Source organism: Vibrio sp. 99-8-1 (assembly GCF_013114595.1).
Classification (GTDB): Bacteria; Pseudomonadota; Gammaproteobacteria; order Enterobacterales; family Vibrionaceae; genus Vibrio.
Map to the genome: position 1 here is coordinate 97,684 of NZ_VTXE01000009.1, position 25,375 is coordinate 123,058.

The window sequence follows — 25,375 nt, forward strand, 5'->3', positions numbered from 1 at the left end:
TTGCTCTGTGTCTATTCGTTACTCAGATAGTTGGTACTCGCCTTTGCTTCGTGACAGCTCTTTAACTTCAGGGGCATCCAAGGAGCCTTGTATCTGGTATCTAACTTTAGTAAATACATCCACCACTGGCGATATCACTGCTGAGATAGCAAACACCACGACAGCGGTTTGTGGTGTCACCGCAAAGGCGGTTAAGACTGGAATACCAGAGGTTAAATCTGGTGTAAACTCAACTTCAGCATCCACTGTTCTATTATTTAAGTTTGCCAGTCCTTTAAGCATCATATCACCTGCAATGGCATCCATCTCAAAGTTATTGGTAACAAATACGCCATTAGTGATCTTTCCTGATCCCGTAATAGAGTCAAACGCTAAACCTTTATCAAACACATCAGAGAAGTCCAGTTTCATTTTCCGAATAATGGAATCCAAACTAAACATTCCCAACAACTTTGCGGCTCCGCTGACGTCTGAAATAACGCCTTTGCCAAAAGAGGCATCCAAAGTCCCTTGTAGAGTTTCGATCTGCATAGACCAAGGTGAACCGTGCCAATTAAGTTTTGATGTCACTTCGAATGGTGCTTTCTGAATGCCAGAACTGATACCAAAACGATCCATCAGCTCAGAGTTATTGTCCCCTTTAATAAACATATCAAACTGGGAGTTACTTTTCTCACCTGATAACGTCCAACTACCATTCGCTTGAATCTTATTGTTACCGCTGCTAATACTGATATCACGCCACTGCAACTGCTCCCCTTTTCGCTCCATCTCAACATTCACTTTGCCGACTTTATACCCTTGCAACCAAAAATCTTGGATGTTTAAAGTAATGTTTGGCATGAGTTGGTGGAACTCTCGATCAAATTCTGTAATAAGGGGCTGATCTTCTTCTGCTTTGAAAATGATGGCGTCTTCTTTCTCATTATCCAGAGCTGGGACAAAAATTTGCAAACGCTCCAGCGAGACAGATAAGTCATAAGGCTCTAGGTAGTTCGCTTTCCCTTTAGCTTCAGAACTGTCCAGAGACATCACCCAAGATAAATTTTTCTTTCGAGCTGAAAAATCAACATTATGCCAATCGAGCGAGCCTAAAGTTAGTATATCTGTCGCGATAGAAATTCGCTGTGGGAAAGGAATGTCGGGTGTAACAATATCATTCAGTTTTGATCTATTTTCTGTCTGTTTTTGCTCTGCAGTCATTGCTAACCAATTATCCAGATTAAACTCCGCCGCTCGCACAGAAAATTGGTGCCCAACCACCGGACTCACTTTGAATCCTCCGTTACCCACTAATAAATAGGTATCGGTTAAAACTGGTTGCTTATTAGATATATCTATCTCAGCTTGATACTTCACGTTTGGTAACTGCAAACGGCTGGAGATATTCTGTTGGTTGCCTGAGGCTTGTAATTTTAGTTCGCTCTTTTCCCCCAACGCTTTTGTTAGCGGGGCTGGATATTGACTAGAGACAAACTCCAAGTTGGCTTGACTCTCAACCTGATAGGTAAAACCCGTGTCACTTAACTGAAGGTCAACGTCAGTGCGCCAAGGCGCGTGTCCTTGAACTTTATTGGTCCACTTAGACCCAATATATGGCTCTAATAACCCAACATCCCAGTCACCCTTAACATTAATAGCGACGGTATAGTCTTTTTCTAAGCTCTCACCTTGAAAATCAACCGCAATCGCCTGTTCCAATAAGTCAGCCGTTAACCCAGAGGATTGAATAACATCGTTATCAAACAGTATTCTACCTTTAGCGTTATCAAGCTGAATAGGAGGAGACTGGATCTCTATATGATTGCCGGGAAGATCAGCATAGCCCCATGCTCGGGTCTCTATGCTTTGATCGAAAGGTATATTCAATTGAAATTGAGAACTCACATCACCAGAGACTTGAACCGTGGTTAATGCTGCCCCCACAGAGTCAACGAGTGGTGTTGCCATCATGTAGTCTCGGACTAAGTCCCCTTTAGCGACCGCTTTGGCGGTGATCTCAACAGCACCGCCCGACCCCAAATAGGCAATCTGACCGGTAATTCGATCAGCTTCAACATCCAACAGTTTTGCGTGTCGAGAGTCCATATACAGAGATGCATTCTCAAAAAGCAGATCTAACTGAAGCTCTTTAATCGTCGGCCAGCGAGTATCAAAACTAAACTTGGCGTTTTTTAGTCCAACTTTGGCCTGAAAAACACCATTATTGTTTTGATACGGGAATTGTCCTACTTCTCCATACCACAGTATTTGGGCGGTTTTAGCTTTGCCACCTTGGATAGCGGTAGAAAGGTAATCGGTTAAGTCTTGTCCTAGCGCCAAGGTTGGCAAATATCGCCAAGTTTCACCCACATTAAAAGCATCAGCTTCTGCATAAATTGAGAGAAATGGCGATCCTTGGTTAGGAAAATCCAGTTTGAACTCACCCAACGCTTGTAGATCTGGTGTTGTTACGGCCACTTTGTCCGACCACAAGCGCCAACCCGCGTCATCATTTTCCCAAACAAAATTAACCTCTCCCTGCTTAATTTTCAGCGGTGCTTGAAACACATCACCATAAGGGAGTACATCATCAACCAAGGTAGCATTTGCCACCATCATCCTTCTATTACCGGTAATATTTGCGGTAAGGTCATGAACCTCCGGCAATAAATACCACTGTTTAATACCTGCTGATGTGACTTTAGCGGAGTAGTTCAACTCTCCACTAGAGCTGTTTTGAGATACGCGGATATCCTCGATATCACCGCTAGGTTGTAACCTTGTTAACCATTCATCAATGGTTTCAGATTCAGGAATAAGATGAGCTAATGGACGCAACGCATCGATATTGAGCTGAGATACATTCACTGTCCACAGTTCAGGACTCCACTCAACCGCTAGATCAACACTTGGCCACTCAATATTATCGGTTCTGGCGACAATGGAGTGACCACTCACTTTCCACTCTTTATCTTTTTCCCCGGGGATCAGTTTAAAAATGCCTTTTTCTACAACAAGTAAATGAGAACCTTGCTGATTCCACATTAACTCTGAAGGAAGAATTTCAAGATAAGCATCTACTGGCTCGCTACGCGTAACACTAAACCAACTGTTAAAGCTAACTTGGCCACTTTCAATGCCCGTTTCATCTTCCAAATATTTGGTCAGCCAAGGAGCAACACTGATGTTTCGCCCTTGTGCGTAGAAGTCTCCCGATACATCTAAAATTGAACCATAATCTTCAAAATTAGCCATAACAGCCAAACTGTTAAATTCACTTCCCACTAAACTAACATCACCTTCTATCTGATGCCGATTCTGCTGGTTATGCCATTTTAATTGCTCAATATTGAGGGAACGTATTTCATTTTGAAAAGTTTGATAAGTGATCGTTGAGCTTTGCAGATTAAAATCTTTAAGCTGCCAAAGAAACAGGCGCTCTAGCTGAGTAATCACGGAATTTTTGGAGGTCACGCTATCCGATCGCGGCTGCTTACCGTCTAACAATGAGACAGCGCTAATATCAAGGGATAGGCCCTTAGCGTTTAAAGAAGCAACTTGAGGAGACAGCGTTAGCAATGATTGAATGAGGTCAACTTGAATTTGTACTTCATCAACATAAAAAGTGATATTTGCATCACTAATATTTTGAATTTCTACGTTCTGCAATGAAATTGAGGGACGTGTATTTCGCCAATAACCGTTTACACTGCCAATACTAAACGGCAACCCGGTAGACTCTACCACCCATGAAGTAATCTCATTTTGATAGTTATCTAACCGAGGTAATGTTACACGTAAAGCGGTAACAGCAAGGGCTAAGATCACCATTACTGTTACTAGTACTAATAATGCTATACGCCCTATGCGAGCGAATAATGAAGTCACATCCACTCCACTACATCATCACAACGTCAAATTGCTCTTGAATATACAGAGGCTCTACCTGAATTTTCACTTGCTTACCAATGAATACCTCAAGCTCTGCTAATGCATGCGATTCTTCCCCCTCTAATGTCTCTGCAACGGCAGGAGAGGCATAAACCACAAATTTATCGGCATCATACGCTCGGTTAACACGTGTAATTTCCCGTAGAACTTCATAACAGACTGTTTCTACCGTTTTCACTGAACCTCGGCCTTCACACGTCGGACAACCGGAGCAGAGAACATGTTCAATACTCTCTCTGGTTCTCTTACGAGTCATCTCTACCAAACCGAGTTGTGTAAAGCCATTAATGTTCGTTTTCACCCGATCTACAGATAACGCAAGCTGCAATGAATTGATAACTCTTTCACGATGATCTTCTGACATCATATCGATAAAATCGATAATGATAATACCACCGAGATTCCGTAATCTAAGTTGGCGAGCAATAGCCTGAGTCGCTTCAATGTTGGTATTAAATATGGTCTCTTCTAAGTTTCTTCTACCCACAAATGCACCAGTGTTAATATCCACTGTTGTCATCGCTTCTGTCTGATCAATGATAAGGTAGCCACCGGACTTCAGTTCAACTTTTCTATCCAGTGAACGTTGAATCTCGTTCTCTGCATCAAACATATCAAAGATCGGCTTATCTCCCTCATAGAGCTCTAATTTATCGCTCAGTTCAGGGACAAACTCGGAAGTAAACTCTTTCAGAGTTTCAAACACGAGACGTGAATCCACCTGAATACGGGTCAATTCGGTGCCAACAAAGTCACGCAATATACGTTGTGCTAATCCAAGTTCACCGTAGAGAGTAGAACGCGTTTTGTATTTACTACGACGCTCTCCGACTTTCTGCCAGAGACGCTTTAGAAATATGGCATCTTGAGACAGTTCTTTATCATCGGCACCTTCTGCAGCGGTGCGAATAATAAAACCACCATCTTCATCACAATAGTCAGCAACAATATTTTTTAGTCGATTTCGCTCTGTTTCACTATCAATTCGTTGAGAGACACCAACATGGCTAGCACCCGGCATAAAGACCAAGTAACGGGAAGGGAGTGTAATATCTGTCGTTAAACGTGCACCTTTTGTACCCAAAGGGTCTTTAACGACTTGGACAACAATATCTTGCCCTTGCCTGACTAATTCAGCAATGTCTCGAACTTGAAATTGCTGCTTCTCATTTTCAGCAACACACTCTGTATGAGGCACAATATCAGACGCATGTAAGAAGGCGGCTTTCTCTAATCCAATATCCACAAAGGCCGCTTGCATACCAGGCAAAACCCTAGAAACTCGACCTTTATAAATATTTCCTACGATACCGCGACGCGCTTCACGTTCAATATGAACTTCTTGAAGAACACCGCCTTCAATCATCGCAACACGAGTTTCACTTGGGGTAACATTAATCAACAACTCTGCACTCATGAGAGCACCTCATTAAGCTTATAAAATTTTATGCAACAGCTGATCAGTTTCAAATAGAGGTAGGCCCACTACAGCATAGTAGCTCCCTTCAATACGAGTGACAAAACGTCCCCCGAGTCCTTGTATTCCATAACTGCCAGCTTTGTCGCATGGTTCGCCGGTCTGCCAATATTGGCTTATTTCATTATTATCTAGCGCTTTGAACCACACGTCGGTAATGGTCACTTCAGAAAACTTCTGGTTATTGTCAACCACAGTAACCGCTGTCATCACTTGGTGTTTTTTATTAGACAGTGCTAAAAGCATCTGTTTTGAATCTTCAAAATTCTTTGGTTTTTCTAATACTTGATTTTCCAGCACCACAACGGTATCAGAGCCAATTACAACACCGTTATCTTGGATCATGGTTAATCCAGCTAACGCTTTCTGTTGTGATAACCGCAATACATACTCTTGCGGCGACTCACTGTGCTGCCGAACCTCTTCTACATCTGGTTTAACTATAGTGAAGTTATAACCTAACTGCTGGAGAAGTTCTTTTCTTCTTGGAGAAGATGACGCCAGATAAATGGCTCTATCGGAATCCGTTTCACTCACTGCCGCTTCAGTGCTTACTGTATTATCGTTACCCACAGTGACAAAAACCTTATCTTATGTGCCAATGACGTCTTACACGTCTCAACAACAGAAACAACCACGGCCACAAAATACAGTTAACTAAACTCGACCATAATGACATGGTATTAAAAGAGACATCCTGAATGAGATATTCGCCACCAAATTCAAAGAACTCAGCAAAAACAGTTAACAGAGCAATAAACATTGCTTGCTGCCAAAGTGCCATATTCCTTAAAACCAAGAAATTGGCGGCAACCAAGTATATCGTTAGTGACATGACAATACCTCGAATTCCCAAGGTAGAGCCAAGTAGCAAGTCCCAAATCAAACCTAGTATCAATGCCGTTCCGACATTCACTCTATGTGGCAGTGCAAGAACCCAGTAACAGGTTACTAATATGAGCCACGAAGGCCTAAAAAGTTCCATACCGCCGGGCCACGGAATGGTTTGTAAAATAAGAGCAACTAAAAACGTTGCCCAAATAACACTCTTGCCTCGAAAAACACTATTCCCCACGGTTAGTGTCTCCTGCTTGTTGTTCAATATCGCCAGCGGAAGATTTCACCTCTTTCTGACGATCTTCATTAGGCCAAATCAATAGTAAGTAACGCAATCGGTCAAACTCCACGACAGGGTCAGCTTTTATCTGAGCAAATTGTCGGCTGTTATCATTGTCAACTTCCGACACATAAGCAACAGGATACCCTTCTGGGTATAAACCACCCAACCCAGAGGTGACTAATAAATCACCCTCACGAATATCTGTACTTAACGATATATGTTCTAGATAGATATTTTCTAGCTCACCCTTACCTGAAGCGATCACTCGAATATCATTTCTTACCACTTGAACAGGGATCGAATTATTGGCGTCCACCAATAACAATACTCTAGAGTTGTGTGCCGCAACAAAGGTTACTTGCCCAACAATGCCTTTTTCATTAATAACAGGCTGACCGACATAGACGCCATCCGTCAAACCTTTATCAATGACCACCTGATGGCGATAAGGGGAAGAGTCCACCGCCATAACTTCCGTTACAACTTTCTTTTCATCTCTAACAAAAGGAGAACCAAGTAACTTACGTAAACGCTGATTTTCTTCTTCGTATTGATCCAGTAACCCTACTCGACTTTTTAAGAATAGAATTTCTCGTTTTAACGATTCGGTATTATCAATTAACTGCTGACGGGAATTAAAGCGCTGATAGAGACCATCAAACATGGTTCTTGGTAAATTGGCGGTATATTGGATGGGCGCTACAATACTGTTCAGTATGTAACGTACTCCTGAAAAAGCATCCAGACGACTATCAGCCAGCATAAGGCTGGCTGATATCGATATAGCAATAAACAAACGCAATTGCAGAGAAGGGCCTCTGCCAAAAATTGGTGTCATTCCAATCCACCTTTGTTCTGTGGATTAATGGAACTACTCTTCACTGAAAAGATCACCGCCATGCATATCAATCATTTCTAAAGCTTTACCGCCGCCACGAGCCACACACGTTAGTGGATCTTCAGCAATAACGACTGGAATACCGGTCTCTTCCATTAGCAAACGGTCGATATCTTTCAGTAATGCACCACCACCGGTAAGCACCATACCGTTTTCAGAAATATCAGCAGCCAGTTCTGGAGGACACTGCTCTAGTGCAACCATTACAGCAGAAACAATGCCCGTTAATGGTTCTTGCAGTGCTTCTAATATCTCGTTGGAGTTTAGCGTAAAGCTACGCGGCACACCTTCAGCAAGGTTACGACCACGCACTTCAATTTCATCGACATCATCACCAGGGTAGGCTGAGCCAATCACATGCTTGATTTTTTCTGCTGTGGCTTCACCAATCAAGCTTCCGTAGTTACGACGAACATAGTTGATGATTGACTCATCAAAACGGTCACCACCAATACGAACAGACGATGAATACACAACATCATTGAGCGAGATAACCGCAACTTCTGTTGTACCACCACCGATATCGATAACCATTGAACCTGTTGGCTCAGAAACACGAAGTCCTGCACCAATTGCAGCTGCCATCGGTTCATCGATAAGATAAACTTCACGAGCCCCAGCGCCATGTGCTGACTCTTTAATTGCTCGACGCTCTACTTGCGTTGAACCACATGGAACACAAACCAATACTCTTGGGCTTGGTTTTAAGAAGCTATTGTCATGTACCTGTTTAATAAAATGCTGCAGCATTTTTTCAGTGACATAAAAATCGGCAATAACGCCATCTTTCATAGGACGGATAGCAGAAATAGAACCAGGCGTACGACCAAGCATCTGTTTTGCTTCATGCCCTACTGCAGCAACACTCTTTGCGCTACCTGCACGTTTCTGGCTTATTGCAACAACTGAAGGCTCATCAAGAACGATGCCTTGTCCCTTTACATAAATTAGTGTGTTAGCGGTACCTAGATCAATTGATAGGTCATTTGAAAACATACCACGAAGTTTCTTAAACATACTCTTCGCTCATCGGATAATATTAGAAGACAAAATTGCACTAAATGTACCAATGCATTGCCTTTACAGCAAGGCATTGACGCATAAACATGGGGTTAATCTCTATTTTTCTAACAATTTGTTAGTGAAATGGTTTTTTTTTACGATATTACTGACCTATTAACCCCGACTCACCACGAAAGATCACTCTATCGTTTCCACGAAAAACGCCAAAAGTCACAACTGAAGAGGGATCTTCGTCACCTTTTTCTCGCCAGTTATAACGCAACCAAGGTTGATCAACCGTATTGGCTGAGGAAAAACAGTCAGACGAAGTCAAATCACTAGGAATCGTGTTTTGTTGTCGAAGCCATAAACGTACTTGTTCACGACGATTAGAACCTTGCTGAGCGCTTAATCCAGAGTTTAAGCCCAACAGCACCTTATTATCACCATTGAGACTGAATGCCGCACTCGATGCCTGTGAGCCATCGCTCCATATCTTTTCACGGCAATAATAGTCAGCCACAAATTCACTTGCACTGTCTTTATCATTGATCTTAAACACGTCACCATTCCAATACTCTACCTTAAGCGGTATCGAAATCGAGCCGTTCTGGCTTCCCCCTACATCGCTTAACGTCATTCTGCCATAGCGAAACTCTGGCTGAACCGAAAACTGACTGGCAGTATGAGAGGTTTCACCCGGCAGTTCCGCTCCAAAATTAAGATTGGCAAAGTCCACTTCGGCATCAGCAGTTGTCACCTTAAGACCAAAAATAGCTTGCTGTGTGGCGACAGAGGAAAATGGGCCATCCACTATAGAAGTATTCGCAACATCTGGTTTTTGTTGCTTGTTGAACTGAAAATTAGAGATCACCACAGGCATCAAGGCAAAAGAGTCGTTAGTACTGCCATTCTTCCAATCACTTCCCGCCCATTGATAACTATCACCATTTTCTATTCGTTGATTGCTGCCCGAATCAATCACTTGCCAACCGTTACTAACTCCAGTTTGAGCAATGGCAAAATAATCAATGGCAACAATATAGTTATCATCAAAACGACCATAGTTCGTGGTTAATATCCGCTTGCCACTACTATCATTTCGTGCACTTTCTGCTTGAACCATAAACTGGTGAGTAATCGGCTGGTCCATATAAGCAAACCCATTATGTCCCTGTTTATACTGCCAAATATCGCTCACTATATCTGTCTGATTAATGGTTAGTTTTCCGGGGTAAAAACGGCCTACATTTCGAGAACCACTATTAATTTGTTGAGCTAAATAGTCAACGCCACCTATATCTGCGGTAACATTCAAACTACCAACTTCATTCCAGTAAAGTTGATCAAACAGATAATAACGACCTTCGCTATCACTTTGATGCTGGTCATGCAATTTTGACTCGCCGCTAGCAAGAATGAGATCGGATCCGGTTCCGATCTGCCCTGAAGAGGGCGACGCTAAAGTACCTTTCAAGTAAACGGTGGCAGATGGACCTCCAGTGATAAAGAAGTTCTCTGTCACTGTTGCACCACAGTAACTCGTCACATCAACGTCACCAGATACCGTGCCACCATCCTGATAAACAATAGGGGCAACCTTTAAGCTGAAATCTTCTCCTGCCGCTTTAAACCCATCTCCACTGCTGGATGTACCCGCCATATTGGAGTTATCCGGATCACAAACCGAAAATGTCCAAGGGCGAGAGTTTATCTCTGCTACTCCAGATAAGCCTTGCCAACTACTGCTATCATTTGTTTCGCAGTCAAACCCCTCTGGACAGCTAAAGTCCGGATCGGTCATTAACGCGCTAATGGAACCCGATTCCGTGTAGTTCACAATTCCTGATGCAACGCCATTAGTAAAACGAAACGACTCTTTTGGTAACATCTGCTGGCCAGACTCATTCATTACCCTAAGTTCCCCCCACTTTGCGCCTTGATTCTGGCGCGGGTTTTCTAGCGTTTCGTTGCTCAAAGATAACTCTCTATCTCCTTGGTAGTTACTGACAACATCAACAGAACCGTCATTGCATGCCAACGCACTGATGGTAAAAGCTTGGTTTTTCGCGGCAATAACCTCTACGCCATTACTATCAACAACGTCTTTCGTTTGGATATCAAACCGATATGGCGCAACATATAACTCGCTGCTCCCATTCTCCCCACTGTCTAGCAGTGCAGAGATAGAAAATTGTCCATAATCACTACTGGTTAGTGTCGCTTTTAAAATCCCCTGATCGGTAACATAACTTCCACCAATGGTTTGATTTGGTACGACACTTTTCACCGATAAACTACCGGGTAAGGTTAGTGAGACTTGGCCGTTATAATCAGTAACCACCTCATTAGTAGCTTGATCTCGAATAGTAACGGTTAGTTGAGGTTCTTCACACACCAAGGCAAACTCTTTTAAAGGTGTGATATCTACCTTATAGCTAGTTGGAGGGGAGACATCACACTCTTTAGGAAGCTTAGTGGTAAGCTGAGCATCGTCCTTAATTATCAGTTCTTTAGTGGTGATTGAACCATGCAGGTTCATGCTTTCCGATAGCTCTGTGTATCGCTCTGAATATAGGTGGGCATAAACTTTATTTGTCGAAGTCGACTTTAAAATAAGCTCTGAGTTTCCTTTTCGCCCATCAATAGAAACAATCACTAGATCATCTGGATTGGCTGATTTAACCTCAATCTTGCCTCCAGAAACCACTTCCATTTTATTGACATATAACGTGGTTTTCCCTCTGATGGTGAGCTTTCCACCGTCTATCTTAAGTAGTTCGTCAATATAATAAACACCACCGTCCATCACCCGATTATTTTTGATGGTTAACGATGAATGATGTCCGGGCAAAATAGTATTGCCTGAAATACTACCGGCTAATAAGGTTGGCTCCTTAAACGGAGGCTTGCTCTCTTTTATTCGCCCGCTCTCAGCGATACAACGCCCGTCATTACATGAGCGGTTATAATTGTCATCGATTGTAGAGAAACCTAACTCTCGCCCCGGTGCATTAATTATTTTACCCGGCTGCTGCAATGTGACTTTAGCACTGCTGTTTTTCCAAGTTTGAGCCGCCGTCGTAGGGCAATGATCCGTTAGGGGGAAGTGAGGAGTATCAATAATAGGGAGAGAACGTTCACACTGCGTGATATCAGGGGCTAAAAACCAAATAAAATCAGCTCGACTATTAAGCAACATATTGCCATTTTTAAAATCATAGTCTTTGCTGTCTTTCACTTCTCCCCATTGAGCATCTCCAACATTACGCCTGTAGTAGTTAAGTCTATTTTCCGACGCATCATAAGTGATCATCCCTTCATAGCGACGAGAAAAAGGAAAAATAGAACCGAGTAATTGACTATCCACCAGCAGATCGCTAGAAAACCTGTCTGAGGCAAACATGGTTATATCGTTATTATTACCACTTTGATAAGCATCGATAGCTTGATTCCAAGGAGAGCGATACATTTCAAAAACCAGATGAAAATCTTTATGTCCAAGCACATTACAAGTGGTGGCACTTATACCGGGAAAAGAATATAGCAGCAGACATGTCATCCATAAATATCGCATCTTATTCTCCTAATGCCCGAACCCAGACATCCTGCTCTCGCTGAACCTCGAAAATGGTTCCTGAACTACAAATAGCACTGGATGTTACACGATAGTATTTTAGCTCATCAGGCAAAGAGGAGGCAGGTTTACTGCATCGAATGGCGTTTATTCGGCATGGCACGCCATCAGTAATATCGTTGACAACATTATTCGCTGGGCTGTTGACGCTATCACAACGCTGATCCAACTGCGCGAGCGTCACACTACTAGCAGGATTAGTGATAGGAAATAACGTCACTAACGCCCACTCATTAGCAGATTGAGCAACAAACCATGCTTGTGTGCCAAGCACTTCACGAGACAAGGTATCTTGATTCGACCACTGTATTCGGCTCAAGTTAGCGGCAAGTAACCCCATCACCACGATGACAAATACGGCGACAAGAATCATACTTCCCTGCTGTTTTGTTCTTTTATGGGACATTTAACACCTGCACATCATGCTTATAAAAACTCTGCTCATCTTGCTCAGGGTTGGTAAACAGAAAATCCAAATGTACCAATCCGCTACGCTGTAAAGTGGCATCTAAATAGCTAAAGCTACTTTGATTATGGTTGATTCCGTCTGCTACGCTGATCCCGTTTCGCGTGATCATTCCAGTGGTACTAATACAATAAGTCACCTTGCCGTTAAAACTATAATAACGTCGAGCAATAGAATGACTGCCAAAATCATCGTCTACTGAATATACGAATACACCACTACTTTTTTCCTCTTCAGTGCAATCATCATTGCTGCTGTTTCGACAATTAGCCAATGACACTGACTGAGTTTCACTGGTTAAGTCTTCAATTCTGCTTGGGTTAATGACCATACTTTCGCTATTACTGGTTGGTAAGCGCTCACCTTGATTACCTATAATAAAGTCAACCTTTCCACTGATCTCGTTTTGAGAGTAAAAACCAGAACGAGCGATAGGATAAAACTCTAAGCATTTGTCTCCGACACTGTTCGTTACGGTAGCAAAACTATTTGGAATCCCATGACGAATTTCACGAGATAATTTCTCTATAGCAAAACGAGCCTGATTCTGTACTTTCTGCCGGTCAACCGTATCAACATACCCTTTTGCTCCAAGCTCAATAAACCCAGTAATGCCTAAAAAGATGATGCCCATAACAACCATCACCATCACCATTTCTACTAAGGTAAACCCTTTTACTCTCATTAAAAGTTACCTCTGTGCGCAGAGAAACGGTAGTCACCAAACTGTCCCGCCGTGACGGTAACCGTAACTTTCTTAAACTCACTGTTACCGTCAATCGAGTCTGAAGTGACTTCGACATTGGCGGCAAAATTAGCATATTCATCACTGATGCTATTGCCAAAAATATCATTTAAATTGCCGACTCTATTATTGCAATAAGCCTCGCTCGCACTATTGGTTGTCCAGCAGCCAATATAGTCATCTACATCATTAAAGTTTTGTGGTTTACGTACGCTATTTTCAATTTCATCGATGCCATCTGGCCCAAATGTCGCGGAACAGACTCTTGTCCCTTCGCCACACCGTTCAATACCACCATCAATATCGCTATTTTCATCATAACCTCTTGCCAATATAACGGTTAGAAAGCTATTGGCTAACGCCGCGGCTCTCACTTCATAATGAGGCCGTGCAGAGTCTTGAACTTGCGGAAAGAGAAAAGTGATTAGAGAGGTCATGGCTAACCCCATTAAAATAATAGCGATAATGCTTTCAATAAGGGTAAAACCTCGACAGTTTTTAGCAGCCATAAACATACCCTTGGTTATTAATACAGACCGCTAACGTATCCGCTGAACTGACTATCTCTATTTTGTAATCTGTAGGGCACGCTGTTGATAAACAGGCCGGATTCCCAAGCAGATCAAACCCTACGGTCATAGTTTGAGAGAAACGGATATTATCGGGTAACTCTAGTCGATTACTACGCGCTTCGGTAGTGGCACAACTCGCTACCGAGCCAAGACAACTATCAGAGACAGATAACTGGTAATTGGAAGAAACTGTACTGACATTGGATTGCATTCGACTTAGCTGAATCTGACGGATAACAGTAATGGCTTGCTGCTGCGCAGCGTATGCAGAGAAACCACTGGCACCACTATAACGACTCGCAGCGTACACAGAGAGGATACTAAGTAATAATATCACCACAACCAACTCAACCAAGGTAAAGCCAGTCCGTCGGCACTTAGCTAAACGCATACATCTTCGTTCCATCATTTGTTAACTAATTAGAGTATATAAGATATTTAAAGGGAGAAACTGTAGGAAACCGTAGATCTAAACAATTTGAAAAAAAGGCCTGCATTTGCAGGCCTTTTCGAATTACTAATTACAGGTATCTTCTACCGTTATGACGGGTGCAGAACCAGATGTGGTTGGCTCATCATACTGCACATAACAAGTTGTGATGCCGGCATAATTATTAATTGAGTTAGAAGCAAATGTAATTCTATAGCTTGTTGCTCTACTCGCATTATTCCTATTTGCAAATGCCGTCCAATCCGTTGTGTTAGCTAGTCCTGTTACTGCTTTACCAATACCATCGTCGGTAGCAACAGGGTAACCATAGGTAATCTTAATGGTTGTTGACCCTTCCGTAATCTCTGGGTTATCAGCTTTAGCTTTACTCTCCAAACCTTCAATCGCTGCTTTACCAAAAGTGATACCCGCAGCACCATTTATTGCACCTGACAAACCTTGTAAAGATGCAACACGCGCATCTTTTTGCAAATTCAAAAATCGTGGCGCAGCTGTAACGGCAAGAATACCCAAAATAACGATCACAACTACCAATTCAATAAGGGTGAAACCACCTGCTCTTTTCATAATTTATTTCTCTCTTTGCCTGTTACCACTGATTGCAGCTTTCTATGTATTGCAAACGGCATACTTGCTGCTCCAATACTAACTAGTATAAATCATAATGCTTATTTATACGGAATAATGCTCAGTAAATCACTTTATTAATGACTAATTAACTAAATTAACCGTCACTCGACCTGCCGATACTTGGTAGACAAAGTTATGACTGGTTCCATTCTCTTGCTGCTGATACTGACACTCAGTACTGCTCAGCGCCGAAGCAATATAATCTGGACTCGTTGTTGCGTTAACATCTACGGATGGTGGATTCTGCAATAGCTCTTCCATCAATGATTTACAAATAGCCGCCGTCACTGCCGTCACGCTACTTCCACCATAAAGCGATATCGGATAGCCATCACGAAAATTATTGTTTGTTGAATCAGTCAACAAGAAATTGGTTCCATCATAATCAACCACATTTAAGTTATTGGTTTTCGGCCTACCTTCTGCCTCCCACTGAGCTCGTGCCGACAGGACTGCCGTAGCAAATCCACCCGCGACCCCCTCGATACTCGCTCTCTTAGCTTCATCGGTAACATCTAAAAAACGGGGAAGTGCAGCAACCGCCAACAGCCCCAAAATTACAATGACAATCACCAGTTCCATTAGAGAAAAACCAGATTGTTTTTTCATATAACCTTCCATCGTTCAAGTCGACGCAGTATAGAGATTACTAACGGAAACTTTGTAAACTTAGTGTCAGAACTTATAAATCAAAAAATTCTGCACTGACTAAAAACTTGCTATTTACTAATTTAATAACAATAGCATTATTATCGGGATAGTTATAACGGCATATATAGCCTCCCTCTATTTGATGAAAATCATAACTTAGTAGTTTTTCACCAAATATATCCTCTTCAGGAAATAACGCTTGCAACCCTTTTTGACACCCATGACTGTTTTCATTACCAAAAACAGGCCAACCATAAGGATTAAATCTATACTCATCACCATCAATGATTAAGCGACTTGGACTCTTTTTTACTAACCAGATTTGCTTAAGCTCATTTGCTCGTTCTAGCATTGATTTCGCCGCCACAATATAAGCCGTTTGTGTTGCCTCCGGCTCAATGGTTCGCCAGCTAAATAACAACGCGGTCATAAGCAAAACAGTGACCGTTAACCAAACCATAAACCGAGCATTGAGATAGCTGGGACCAATATTAAACTCCGCGAATAGCATCCAACATGCCCCACATTGGTAGAAATATTCCCAACGCCAATACCAACACTATTGATGCGACAAAAATTAATAACACTGGCTCTATTCTTGCCGTTAGAGTTTTCAGATCGTAATCCACTTCTCGGTCATAAAAATCCGCCACTTCGACCAGCAGCTCATCAATTCGTCCCGTCTCTTCTCCAACAGAAATCATCTGGATCACCAAAGGGGTAAAAATACCGCTGTTCGTCGCCGTATTCGAAACTGATCCCCCGGCTTCAATAGCCGATTTCATCTCCAATAAACGAACTTCTAAATAACGGTTGCCCATAGACTCCGCAGCTAATGCAATAGATTGGTTCAGTGGTACCCCCGCTTGCAACATTAGTGAAAATGTTCGAGAAAAGCGTGCCATTTGAGCACGATTTATAACACTGCCTACAATGGGTATTCTCAATCTAATGCCATCCCACCTTTCTCTTCCTGAGTCACCAGAAACCCAAGCTCTAAAAGCAAAAACAGCCGAGAATAATGCGGCAAGCATCCATTGCCAATAGTCTACAAAAAAGCTAGATGTTGTAATTAAAACCCGTGTTGGTAATGGAAGCTCAACACCAAACCGGTTAAACATTCCGGTAAATTGAGGGATCACCCAGATGTTGAGAACAAACAGAGCGATAATGACAAAAGTAATAACAAAACTGGGGTAACGCATCGCCGTTTTAATGCGCTTACGAGTTTCAAGTTCCTGCTCATAATAGCCGCTCAACTGCAACAACACCTGATCCAACCGACCTGTGTTTTCACCAACGTTAATCATTGAAATAAACAGAGGTGAAAATACTTTTGAGTGAACCCCCATAGCTGCCGACAAACTACGACCATTCGTCAGTTCATTGACCACATCTTCAAGTGCGGCTTTTAACTGTTTATTGTGTGTATTAGCCGATAACCCCTTGATTGAACGCAGTAGCGGTACTCCTGCCTTAGTCAAACTATACATTTGACGACAAAATATCACTAAGATCTCTAAAGGAAGAGCAGGAACAAACCATTGGCTAATATCAATACTGCCTAACCCTCCACCAACGCCGCCATGGGAGATAGATGTAGGAATAATGCCTTTATTCATCAATGATTCTGCTGCCAACTCTTCCGTTGCGGCTTCGACGACACCATTCACTTGGCTACCATCTATATTTCTACCTTGATATCGAAAATTAGCCATTCCGTATCCTTAGATATAGGTAGGTTCTAAGTGACCGCTTGCATCACCTTCACCAAGGTTCATCACTTCGTCCAAACTAACGACCCCATTTAAAGCCAACTCCATAGCCGAAACCAATAACGGCTTATAGCCGGGAGCTACTCTTGCTCTTTTTGCAAACTCTACCGCATCATTTGCCCGCAAGGCGTCCATCATATCTTCTTGCAGTTCCAGAAATTCAAAAACCCCAATTCGACCACGATAGCCCGTCAAATTACAGTTTTGACAACCGTGACCTTTAGTAAAACTTGCCTCAGACTGATTAGGAAAACGGCTCTCTAGCCAGCTATGTTTCGCCATATCTAACGACTCTGGTTTGGCACAGTCAGGGCATACTTTTCTTACCAGCCGTTGGGCAAGTACCGCACGAACAGAACTGGCAACAAGATAACCCGGCGCTCCCATATCCATCATTCTCAAGGCACTGTCCACCGCATCGTTAGTATGTAATGTACTTAATACCAAGTGACCCGTTAATGCGGCTCTTAATCCAATTTCTACAGTTTCTTGATCTCGCATCTCCCCGACTAGAATGATATCGGGGTCTTGCCGTAGAAATGTTCGTAAAATAGTGGAAAAATCGAGATCGATTTTGGGATTTACTTGGACCTGATTAACCCGAGAAAGCCGATACTCAACAGGATCCTCTGCGGTGATGATTTTTTTAGACGGCTCATTTAGCTCTGATAAAGCACCATATAAGGTCGTGGTCTTTCCTGAACCTGTTGGCCCTGTAACTAAAATCATACCGTGAGGGCGACGAATCTGTCTGCGAAAACGCACTAAGATGTCATCTGGCAGTCCAGAATCTTCTAGCCGTTGAACCCCTGAGGTTTGGTTTAATAGACGCATGACTACTGATTCACCTTGCTGAACGGGCATGGTAGACATACGTATATCAACCGACTGTCCCTTCACTCGGATATTAAAACGACCGTCTTGAGGTAAGCGCTTTTCAGATATATCCAAGTTAGCCATAAGCTTAAGTCGTAAGACTAGTGCCGGCGCTATATTGATCTCATTTAAAAGGGTTTCATGCAGCACGCCATCAATACGCTGCCGGATACGCAGCTCGTTAATGTCTGGCTCTATATGGATATCCGATGCCCCAACTTGAATGGCATCTTCAAAAAGGGAGTTAATCAGCTTTACTACCGTAACTTCTTCACTATCACCTTCCAACAGCGTACCAAATTCAAAGCTATCTGTGGTTTGGTGCTCTGCTTGCAACTGCTCAGCAAAAGAAGCTATCTCTTTCGTTCTTCGATAATAACGATCAAACCCATCTACCAATTGCTTATCAGAGGCAATGACAAACTCAATTTGGTATTGCGCTAGTTGGCCAAATAAGGATTCTTGTGCCGATAAATCGGCGGGGTCACTCATGGCGACACGTAAATTATTCGCACTCTGGCCAATGACCAAGGCTCGTATTCTACGAGCATGCACTTCAGGTAAAAGTTGAACGGCATCAATATCAATATCAGCGCGACTTAAGTCAATAAGGGGTAAAGAGAGCTGCTGAGATAAAAACTCAAGCATCTGTTTCTCACTAATAAAACCTAACTGAATAAGCGTATCACCAAGCTTTCTTCCGGTCTGTTTCTGCGCAGACAACGCCTGATCCACTTGCTGTTCAGTAACAATGTTCTCTTCTATCAGCAGGTCGCCTAACCTCTTTCTTAACTTAATCTGCACTTTACTCTCCCTGCAAATCTTTCAGCAACGTCAACCGTTCGCGAATAAAAGCCTGAGTCTGCTTGGAGACACCAACTTTATTGATGGCCGCTTGATAAGAATGGTACGCCTTCTGATACTCAAGAGCTCTCTCTTGCTGAATAGCCAAGCCTAACCACCATCGAGCATTGTCTGGCGCTCGCTGGGTTAATATTTGATACGTTTCTGTGGCAATTTCTTGGTTCTTCACTTGCTGAGACAGTGCTGCTCTCAACTCCAGATAGTCAATGTTTACATTGCTAGGCAGATAAACCAACGGGCTCAGCGCCGCTTCGGCTTGACCTTCTTTTATCAGAACTTTTGCCAGAGCGATCCGTAACCCCTGACTTGATTCGTTTAAACGAATACCCTGTTGCAGTACCTCAACCGATCGACGAATATCCTTTTTCCCATAATAAAGGGCAGCCAAGCGCTTACGAGTTTCATCATCATTAGGTTGATACTTTATGGCATTCTCAAACTCTTGAATGGCCTCACTCAATTCATTGCTGTCTAACGCTTTTTTCCCTCGCTCAATGGCATTAGCCGACAAAGTATTAGGCGACAACTCGACTTGTTCCACTGCGATCTCACCAAGCGCCGTCTTTTTCGGCGCGACAGCGACTTGAGCCACAACATGTGCAGGCTTACTGCTGCTATTTGATACTGCTGGCGTTTTTTCTACTGCGGTTACCTTTGCTTTTGTAACCTCAGTGAGGTTCATTTTTTTTACTTTAGCGGCACTTTCTTGCTGAACATTTGCTTCACCAGCCGTGGCTTTAAGGTCAATTTCCTTAAAGCTCTTCATCTCAGCATCCCGCATTTCAAAGTCATTATCACCATTAGGATAAAGTTGAATCGTTTCGGTAGATGCAAGGCTGACCGTCGGCGATGACGTTAAGTTTTGCTGCGTAACGGTAGAGCTTTCAACCCGTTGTTCCGAAACAGACAGCACTGACTCCGTGGTGGGGGAAGTTGTCGAGCCAGAAACAAGTGAAGTTGTGACTGGTAAAGAGAGCTGTTGCAGTTCATTAACTAAGACCTCTTGCTGTGAAACAGCCCAACTGCCCACTCCGAGACTTAAAACAAAGCCTCCTACTGCCCATACAAGCTTATTACTTTGACGAACATGAGGAATATTCGCTTTGGTCATGTTGTTGGCGGCGAGCGTATTTATGCCGTTAGCCGTGCGATTGCTACTTTCTTGGTTATTGTTCTCTTGGTTATTACTCTCTTGATTATCGCTATCTAAACTCGACGCTTTTTTATCTGCAATGTCGGTTAAGGCACTGTTTATCACACTCATAATTATCTCCAACCCCATAAGTATGGTGCTTTGTGTTTTGGCTTTCGAGCATCAAAAGTATCTTGGATCGCTTCATATATATGGCTATTACGAATTTTCTTCTCTCGCAGACTAAAGGCCAATATAAGTGATTTATGGCAAATTTGATTGATCAACCTTGGTATACCATGACCCGCGATCCAAATAGATTTTCTCTGTCTCAATGTAAACAGTGGCTCTGTTGCACCACTATTTTCTAGACGAAATTGAATATAAGCACACCCTTCAGAGAGTGTTAATGGTCGCAATTTGGCATTAAAAGTGATTCGCTGCCTAAATTGGCGCATATGATCCTGCTCTAAACGTCTATCCAGTTCAGGCTGTCCAAGTAAAACAATATGCAATAACTTATTTTGTTCAGTCTCAAGGTTGCCAAACAACCGTAAAACTTCTAATGCTTCATCGGTTAAGGCTTGCGCTTCATCAATTAATGCGACGACTTTTTGACCGCTGCTGCAGAGCTCTAACAATCGACTATGAATATTATCCACCATAGCAACGTCATTACTTGTATCTACCTGCAGTTCATTGGCAATGGTTTGACGCAAAGTATCACCAGAAAGTACTGAATTTGGAATGTAGATTAAACTCACTTTATCAACCAATTGATTAATCAACATCCTACAAACCATGGTTTTGCCAGTCCCTACCTCTCCGGTCACTTTGATAATGCCTTCTCCCATCTCTATTGATGACAAAACGGTATTTATCGCTTCATAATGAGGCGGCAGCGCATGAAACAGTTTGGTATTAGGCGTTAAACCAAACGGGTCTTGCTCGAAACCAAAAAAGTCCTGATACATACCTTACTCAGGGAACCATTCTTGTATTAAATTACGTGAACGTTCTATCTCTTGTTGCCAAGTATTCACACCTACCACCGTTGGTTTTAATAGAATAACCAGTTCCGTTTTTTGAGTTAGCTTAGTTGTATTTCGAAATAGATTACCTAAGCCAGGTATATCGCCCAACCATGGCACTTTTGAGACTTTATCTAGCGTGTTTGATTTCATTAACCCACCAATCACCACCACATCACCATCTTTCGCCCGAATAACGGAATCGGACTCACGAATAGAGCTTCTCGCCATAGGAGCGTTATTGATGAATTCATAGGTTTTCTCTTCAACATCAATAACCGCAGGGTGCACATGTAGAAGTACATTACCTTTATCATCAATTTGTGGCGTCACATCCAGAGAAATACCGGAGAAAAACGGTGTAAACTCATAATCAATTTGACGTTCATTTTCTCCATTCACCAATACATATTCGATGTTAACATCGGTGACAAAGTACTCATCCACCCCCACTTTAATCACCGCTTTCTGGTTATTAGCGGCAGTCACTCGGGGACTAGACAGCACATTTAAGTCACCTTGGGTTCCCATAAAACTCAAGACGGCTTCAAAGTTCCCATCAGAGATCGTTACGTTCGTCTGACCGCCAAGTAACTCACCAATAGAGTCTTGACCGGGTAGTACCGTAGAGATTGCCGTCCTTGCGATATTTATCGAACCTCCGCCAAGAGTACTGCTTAGGTTCGTCCAGTTAATACCCTGCTGGTAACCATCACTTAATGTCACTTCTAAGATTTTCGCTTCTAAAATAACTTGGCGCTCTAACCTTTGTTGTGAAATATTCAGGAACTGTTTTACTTCTCGGATTTCATCAGGCTTAGCTCTGATGGTGATAACACCTGCTTGCGGGTTAACAACAACACTTCTACCGCCTTCGGTGCCAACCAGTGAACTGATCGACGTTTGCAATTGCTGCCAAAAATCACTCTCATTAATGGTTTCGATCGTCGTACCACCAGTAACCGTCTCCGACGAACTACCGCTGTTATTGTTGCTACTGTTGTTACTGCTATTGGAAGAGCTAGAGTTATTGCTAGAATTATTGTCAGAGTTGTTACTGGAGTTATTGTTATCCCCTTTAGTGGATACGGTACTGGTGGTGATAGACGTCAATGAGCGACCACGTCGTTGGAACTGTAAGTAATCTACCGCTATCGTCTCTGTTCGCATTCCTGCAGGATAAACTTGAACTATTTTTCCATTTTTGACGACATCATAGCCATAAATATCTCGTGTAACGTCAAGCACCTCATCTAAAGTAACATCCGTCAGATTCATGGTGATTTGTCCTACCACACCGGGGTGGATCACCGCGCTATAACCCGTTCCTTTCAGTATGCTGGTAAAAAATGTCGACGCTTCCACCGCATTAGCTTGCACCCTAAATCGTTTTAAAGATGTCGGTGCACTAGATAATGAGTCATTAAATTCGGGCATAAGATCAGCTCGCACGGCTGCGGGCAACTCATCCAAGCTGTTGCTATTAGCATCATTAACGGCTTCGTTAAGTACTTGTTTTATTTCAACAGGATCTCGATGCTCTGTTGAGCTACATCCGAGAATAGATGCCACGATAACTGCCATTACTATCTTGCGCATATTAGCTTTGAATTCCTATTGTTTTATATCTAATGCAAAAAGTGCTAACTGCCACTGAGAGTCTCCCTTAACCACAACCACCTCTTTTGATGTAATGCTTTTCACCTTATAACCAGCTACGTACTGGCCTTGCTCGGCTACTTTATTGTTCAATACGGCATAACATGGAGAAGATTCTCTACAGATGATACTTTGTAAAACAGGGACACTATGTTCTGTTTTCTGTTTCACTAATGCTTTCGGTGCCGCCCAACTCAAAGGGCGGGTCGGGTCTTGTAAGGCAAAGACGGGTGTAGAGAGCGTCATTACCAAAACGGCCAACAGTATGTTATTAACCACCTATAAACTCCAGCCTAGTCCCTAAAGTGTACACCACCAGCACCAATTTCGCGTTGGGATACTGATCGACCTGATAATCAAAATCACGCCAAAAATAGTCAACCTTCATAGATTCTAATTTGATCAGAAACGCCTGAATATCAAAATACTTACCTGTTAACTCCATTTGTACAGGGTGAATAAAATAATCTGCTTGTTCACTATCACCCGCAATGATGGGCTCTGCAGGCATAGATTTAAGTGATAAAAGAGTTAAGTTATCACTGCTTTGCAGTACGGTTTCCAATAGTGCTGCCATCTCTGACGGAGTGATTAAGCGATCAACGAAATTGGATAACTGTAAAGAGAGCTGTTGGCTATATTGAGATAGCTGTGCCAGTTTGTTGTTGATCTCTTCATCAGGATCAAGACTTAGCTGGTGGTTGGCGGTGGTAATCTCTAATTGCAATCGCTGTTGTTGAGCCGTTTCTAACTGTAATTGCTGTTGCTGTATTTTTTTTACCGCTATTGCAGGCTCAACAAGAAAAGTTAGACTAATAAAGAATATCGCTACAAGCCCCAATATGAATATTAAGCCTTTTTCTCTAGAGGATAGCTGAGTAAACGTCTCATCGAACTGATTCCATAGTTTCATTTCACTTGCTCTCCTATAACCGACTCAACCGTTGTTGGAGTAACCGCTTGAACTTCAGATAGCCCTGTTTGAGTAGAAGGTTCTGATGAGTTAGATAGATCTACTTGAGTAGATAACTCAAAAGTAACCACATTATCTTCATCTCGGACAATGGATAATGTATCAAAGGTTTTCTCTTTCAGGTTTAACTCATGTTTGAATGACTTAACCCAACTTGGAACATTTTCAGGTGATTTGGTCTCACCTTTAAAGTTTAACTGTTTGTTATTCACTTTAATCGCAGAAAGAGAAATGTCATCTCTAGCGAGCTGTGCCAAAGCTTGCATAACTCCGGAATAGCCGACGGTTAGCGCGTCATCAAACTCTTCTATCGCGGAAATTCTCGCTTTTTGATTGTCAATATTGGCTAACCAGCGTTCTGCTGCAACTAATTTTTCTGCGGAGGGAGTGTGTTCTAGCAATTTAGCTTGGTTCAGCTCAAGCTCTTCCGCTAGTTGACTATTTTTATTCATTAAAACGTCAAGTTGTTGCTTACTCTGCCGATTCTGGTAATCAAAATAGCCATAACTACTCAACATAACCGCAGCCAACACCACCCAAGATAGAGTGACATTTTTTAAGCAGAGCAGCTCAACTTTAGGTTTAAGAAAACTAGGATAGAGATTGATACCTTGTTGAGGTAATTCCTTAATCGCCTGACATAGAATCTGACCACATAACCACTGCTCATATTGAGAAAACAGCAGCACTTTAACACTCAACCGACTAGAAAGTGCCGACAGTAACTCTTCAGAAGACTCTTCATCACAACAGATGAGTAAGTGATTGAGTGGCGTATCTCGCAACTGGGCAGACAGATAATCAATAGAACGCTGCAGTTCTAATGCAATGCTATCAAATTGCAGTTCACTTGACGCATTACCGGTCAAAGGAGCAACCACTCCTCGAATAGAGCGCTGAAAGCGGTTATCCCCATTGGCATAAGCGCCAATTTTAAAATCGCTCTTTATACTGCGACGAAGCAACATAAAATGAGCAATATCATGTTGCGCATGACCCCAAAGTATCTCTTCAGGCACAACTCGATGTAGCATGACTTTCTGTTTATCGAGTTTACTATTTAACGTTAGTATCTGTTTTTTATTAATGACATAGGCCTGAACTTTACGGCCATCAGGCAATAAAGTCGCATCCGCAATAATATCCGTCACTCTCTCTGAGATAAGATCCTTTAGTAAAAAAGGCAAAGCTGACGGCCACTCTTCAATCGGAAGCTCTGGTTTGTCTATTTGATAAATCTGATAGTAGCTCGAAGAAAATGCCACAGTTGCATGACATCCGGAGAAATTGTTTGATGCTAAGACAGCATCTATTGTCTCTTCCCACTGTTTCTCTATAGGAAACCGTAATGGTTCAGCGTTCAAATCTGCCGTATCGGAAAGATAAATAGCATCTTGCTGAATCATAATATGCAGCCGATGATCAACCGATGACGGTGATCTCAATTTGCTTATGATGTCAGTTAAACTCATGATCCCATATT

Annotated in this window: 22 protein-coding genes; all 22 read right to left on the bottom strand. The window is 42.5% G+C overall.

Annotated features, from left to right (window positions below; all coding sequences use genetic code 11):
* Nucleotides 1-18: 18 nt before the first annotated feature.
* Complete coding sequence (locus tag F0227_RS06705) at nucleotides 19-3,870, bottom strand: YhdP family protein (RefSeq protein ID WP_171752422.1); 3,852 nt, start codon at nucleotides 3,868-3,870, stop codon at nucleotides 19-21.
* A 10-nt stretch (nucleotides 3,871-3,880) separates the two neighbouring features.
* Entirely contained in the window at nucleotides 3,881-5,350 is a 1,470-nt protein-coding gene (gene rng, locus F0227_RS06710) for a ribonuclease G (protein WP_171752423.1), read from the bottom strand.
* A gap of 18 nt (nucleotides 5,351-5,368) precedes the next feature.
* The gene (locus F0227_RS06715) at nucleotides 5,369-5,947 is read right to left on the bottom strand and encodes a Maf family nucleotide pyrophosphatase (RefSeq protein ID WP_171752455.1); all 579 of its coding nucleotides are present in this window, start codon (nucleotides 5,945-5,947) and stop codon (nucleotides 5,369-5,371) included.
* A gap of 49 nt (nucleotides 5,948-5,996) precedes the next feature.
* Nucleotides 5,997-6,485 (bottom strand): rod shape-determining protein MreD, encoded by a 489-nt coding sequence (gene mreD, locus F0227_RS06720; protein ID WP_171752424.1) that lies wholly within the window; start codon nucleotides 6,483-6,485, stop codon nucleotides 5,997-5,999.
* A complete protein-coding gene (gene mreC / locus F0227_RS06725) occupies nucleotides 6,475-7,368 on the bottom strand; it encodes a rod shape-determining protein MreC (protein ID WP_171752425.1) in 894 nt (297 codons plus the stop codon). The genes mreD and mreC overlap by 11 nt, the downstream gene beginning before the upstream one ends.
* Nucleotides 7,369-7,401: 33 nt before the next feature.
* Nucleotides 7,402-8,445 (bottom strand): rod shape-determining protein, encoded by a 1,044-nt coding sequence (locus F0227_RS06730; protein WP_171752426.1) that lies wholly within the window; start codon nucleotides 8,443-8,445, stop codon nucleotides 7,402-7,404.
* 148 nt (nucleotides 8,446-8,593) lie between these two features.
* Entirely contained in the window at nucleotides 8,594-12,007 is a 3,414-nt protein-coding gene (locus F0227_RS06735; RefSeq protein ID WP_171752427.1) for a DUF6701 domain-containing protein, read from the bottom strand.
* Nucleotide 12,008: 1 nt separating this feature from the next.
* Entirely contained in the window at nucleotides 12,009-12,473 is a 465-nt protein-coding gene (locus tag F0227_RS06740) for a hypothetical protein (protein WP_171752428.1), read from the bottom strand.
* Nucleotides 12,463-13,218, bottom strand: coding sequence for a prepilin-type N-terminal cleavage/methylation domain-containing protein (locus tag F0227_RS06745; protein WP_171752429.1), 756 nt, complete (start codon nucleotides 13,216-13,218; stop codon nucleotides 12,463-12,465). Before F0227_RS06745 ends, F0227_RS06740 begins: the two co-directional genes overlap by 11 nt.
* Entirely contained in the window at nucleotides 13,218-13,787 is a 570-nt protein-coding gene (locus F0227_RS06750; protein ID WP_171752430.1) for a type II secretion system protein, read from the bottom strand. The genes F0227_RS06745 and F0227_RS06750 overlap by 1 nt, the downstream gene beginning before the upstream one ends.
* The gene (locus tag F0227_RS06755; RefSeq protein WP_171752431.1) at nucleotides 13,777-14,241 is read right to left on the bottom strand and encodes a prepilin-type N-terminal cleavage/methylation domain-containing protein; all 465 of its coding nucleotides are present in this window, start codon (nucleotides 14,239-14,241) and stop codon (nucleotides 13,777-13,779) included. The genes F0227_RS06750 and F0227_RS06755 overlap by 11 nt, the downstream gene beginning before the upstream one ends.
* Before the next feature lie 126 nt (nucleotides 14,242-14,367).
* A complete protein-coding gene (locus F0227_RS06760) occupies nucleotides 14,368-14,868 on the bottom strand; it encodes a type II secretion system protein (protein WP_171752432.1) in 501 nt (166 codons plus the stop codon).
* Between the two features lie 144 nt (nucleotides 14,869-15,012).
* On the bottom strand, nucleotides 15,013-15,540 hold the full coding sequence (locus F0227_RS06765; protein ID WP_171752433.1) for a type II secretion system protein: 528 nt from the start codon (nucleotides 15,538-15,540) through the stop codon (nucleotides 15,013-15,015).
* Nucleotides 15,541-15,613: 73 nt separating this feature from the next.
* Complete coding sequence (locus F0227_RS06770; protein ID WP_171752434.1) at nucleotides 15,614-16,093, bottom strand: hypothetical protein; 480 nt, start codon at nucleotides 16,091-16,093, stop codon at nucleotides 15,614-15,616.
* Nucleotides 16,074-17,300 (bottom strand): type II secretion system F family protein, encoded by a 1,227-nt coding sequence (locus F0227_RS06775; protein WP_171752435.1) that lies wholly within the window; start codon nucleotides 17,298-17,300, stop codon nucleotides 16,074-16,076. Before F0227_RS06775 ends, F0227_RS06770 begins: the two co-directional genes overlap by 20 nt.
* A 9-nt stretch (nucleotides 17,301-17,309) precedes the next feature.
* The gene (locus F0227_RS06780) at nucleotides 17,310-19,037 is read right to left on the bottom strand and encodes a GspE/PulE family protein (protein ID WP_171752436.1); all 1,728 of its coding nucleotides are present in this window, start codon (nucleotides 19,035-19,037) and stop codon (nucleotides 17,310-17,312) included.
* Nucleotide 19,038: 1 nt separating this feature from the next.
* Entirely contained in the window at nucleotides 19,039-20,361 is a 1,323-nt protein-coding gene (locus F0227_RS06785; RefSeq protein ID WP_171752437.1) for a hypothetical protein, read from the bottom strand.
* Between the two features lie 2 nt (nucleotides 20,362-20,363).
* Entirely contained in the window at nucleotides 20,364-21,203 is an 840-nt protein-coding gene (locus tag F0227_RS06790) for an AAA family ATPase (RefSeq protein ID WP_171752438.1), read from the bottom strand.
* Between the two features lie 3 nt (nucleotides 21,204-21,206).
* Nucleotides 21,207-22,859: a pilus (MSHA type) biogenesis protein MshL gene (gene mshL, locus F0227_RS06795; protein ID WP_171752439.1), complete on the bottom strand. Its 1,653-nt coding sequence runs from the start codon at nucleotides 22,857-22,859 to the stop codon at nucleotides 21,207-21,209.
* 15 nt (nucleotides 22,860-22,874) lie between these two features.
* The gene (locus tag F0227_RS06800) at nucleotides 22,875-23,198 is read right to left on the bottom strand and encodes an MSHA biogenesis protein MshK (protein WP_171752440.1); all 324 of its coding nucleotides are present in this window, start codon (nucleotides 23,196-23,198) and stop codon (nucleotides 22,875-22,877) included.
* Nucleotides 23,191-23,832 carry a type 4a pilus biogenesis protein PilO gene (pilO, locus tag F0227_RS06805; RefSeq protein WP_171752441.1) on the bottom strand — a complete coding sequence of 214 codons (642 nt, stop codon included), beginning with the start codon at nucleotides 23,830-23,832 and terminating at the stop codon, nucleotides 23,191-23,193. Before pilO ends, F0227_RS06800 begins: the two co-directional genes overlap by 8 nt.
* Nucleotides 23,829-25,364, bottom strand: a complete 1,536-nt coding sequence (locus F0227_RS06810) for a PilN domain-containing protein (protein ID WP_171752442.1) — start codon at nucleotides 25,362-25,364, stop codon at nucleotides 23,829-23,831. The genes pilO and F0227_RS06810 overlap by 4 nt, the downstream gene beginning before the upstream one ends.
* Nucleotides 25,365-25,375 lie beyond the last annotated feature (11 nt).

Bases quoted from the DNA above. Each gene is read 5' to 3' on its own strand.
- rng (WP_171752423.1), bottom strand. From the start codon at position 5,350: ATGAGTGCAGAGTTGTTGATTAATGTTACCCCAAGTGAAACTCGTGTT.
- mreC (WP_171752425.1), bottom strand. From the start codon at position 7,368: ATGACACCAATTTTTGGCAGAGGCCCTTCTCTGCAATTGCGTTTGTTT.
- F0227_RS06730 (WP_171752426.1), bottom strand. From the start codon at position 8,445: ATGTTTAAGAAACTTCGTGGTATGTTTTCAAATGACCTATCAATTGAT.
- F0227_RS06735 (WP_171752427.1), bottom strand. From the start codon at position 12,007: ATGCGATATTTATGGATGACATGTCTGCTGCTATATTCTTTTCCCGGT.
- F0227_RS06740 (WP_171752428.1), bottom strand. From the start codon at position 12,473: ATGTCCCATAAAAGAACAAAACAGCAGGGAAGTATGATTCTTGTCGCC.
- F0227_RS06745 (WP_171752429.1), bottom strand. From the start codon at position 13,218: ATGAGAGTAAAAGGGTTTACCTTAGTAGAAATGGTGATGGTGATGGTT.
- F0227_RS06750 (WP_171752430.1), bottom strand. From the start codon at position 13,787: ATGGCTGCTAAAAACTGTCGAGGTTTTACCCTTATTGAAAGCATTATC.
- F0227_RS06755 (WP_171752431.1), bottom strand. From the start codon at position 14,241: ATGCGTTTAGCTAAGTGCCGACGGACTGGCTTTACCTTGGTTGAGTTG.
- F0227_RS06760 (WP_171752432.1), bottom strand. From the start codon at position 14,868: ATGAAAAGAGCAGGTGGTTTCACCCTTATTGAATTGGTAGTTGTGATC.
- F0227_RS06765 (WP_171752433.1), bottom strand. From the start codon at position 15,540: ATGAAAAAACAATCTGGTTTTTCTCTAATGGAACTGGTGATTGTCATT.
- F0227_RS06770 (WP_171752434.1), bottom strand. From the start codon at position 16,093: ATGCTATTCGCGGAGTTTAATATTGGTCCCAGCTATCTCAATGCTCGG.
- F0227_RS06775 (WP_171752435.1), bottom strand. From the start codon at position 17,300: ATGGCTAATTTTCGATATCAAGGTAGAAATATAGATGGTAGCCAAGTG.
- F0227_RS06785 (WP_171752437.1), bottom strand. From the start codon at position 20,361: ATGAGTGTGATAAACAGTGCCTTAACCGACATTGCAGATAAAAAAGCG.
- F0227_RS06790 (WP_171752438.1), bottom strand. From the start codon at position 21,203: ATGTATCAGGACTTTTTTGGTTTCGAGCAAGACCCGTTTGGTTTAACG.
- mshL (WP_171752439.1), bottom strand. From the start codon at position 22,859: ATGCGCAAGATAGTAATGGCAGTTATCGTGGCATCTATTCTCGGATGT.
- pilO (WP_171752441.1), bottom strand. From the start codon at position 23,832: ATGAAACTATGGAATCAGTTCGATGAGACGTTTACTCAGCTATCCTCT.
- F0227_RS06810 (WP_171752442.1), bottom strand. From the start codon at position 25,364: ATGAGTTTAACTGACATCATAAGCAAATTGAGATCACCGTCATCGGTT.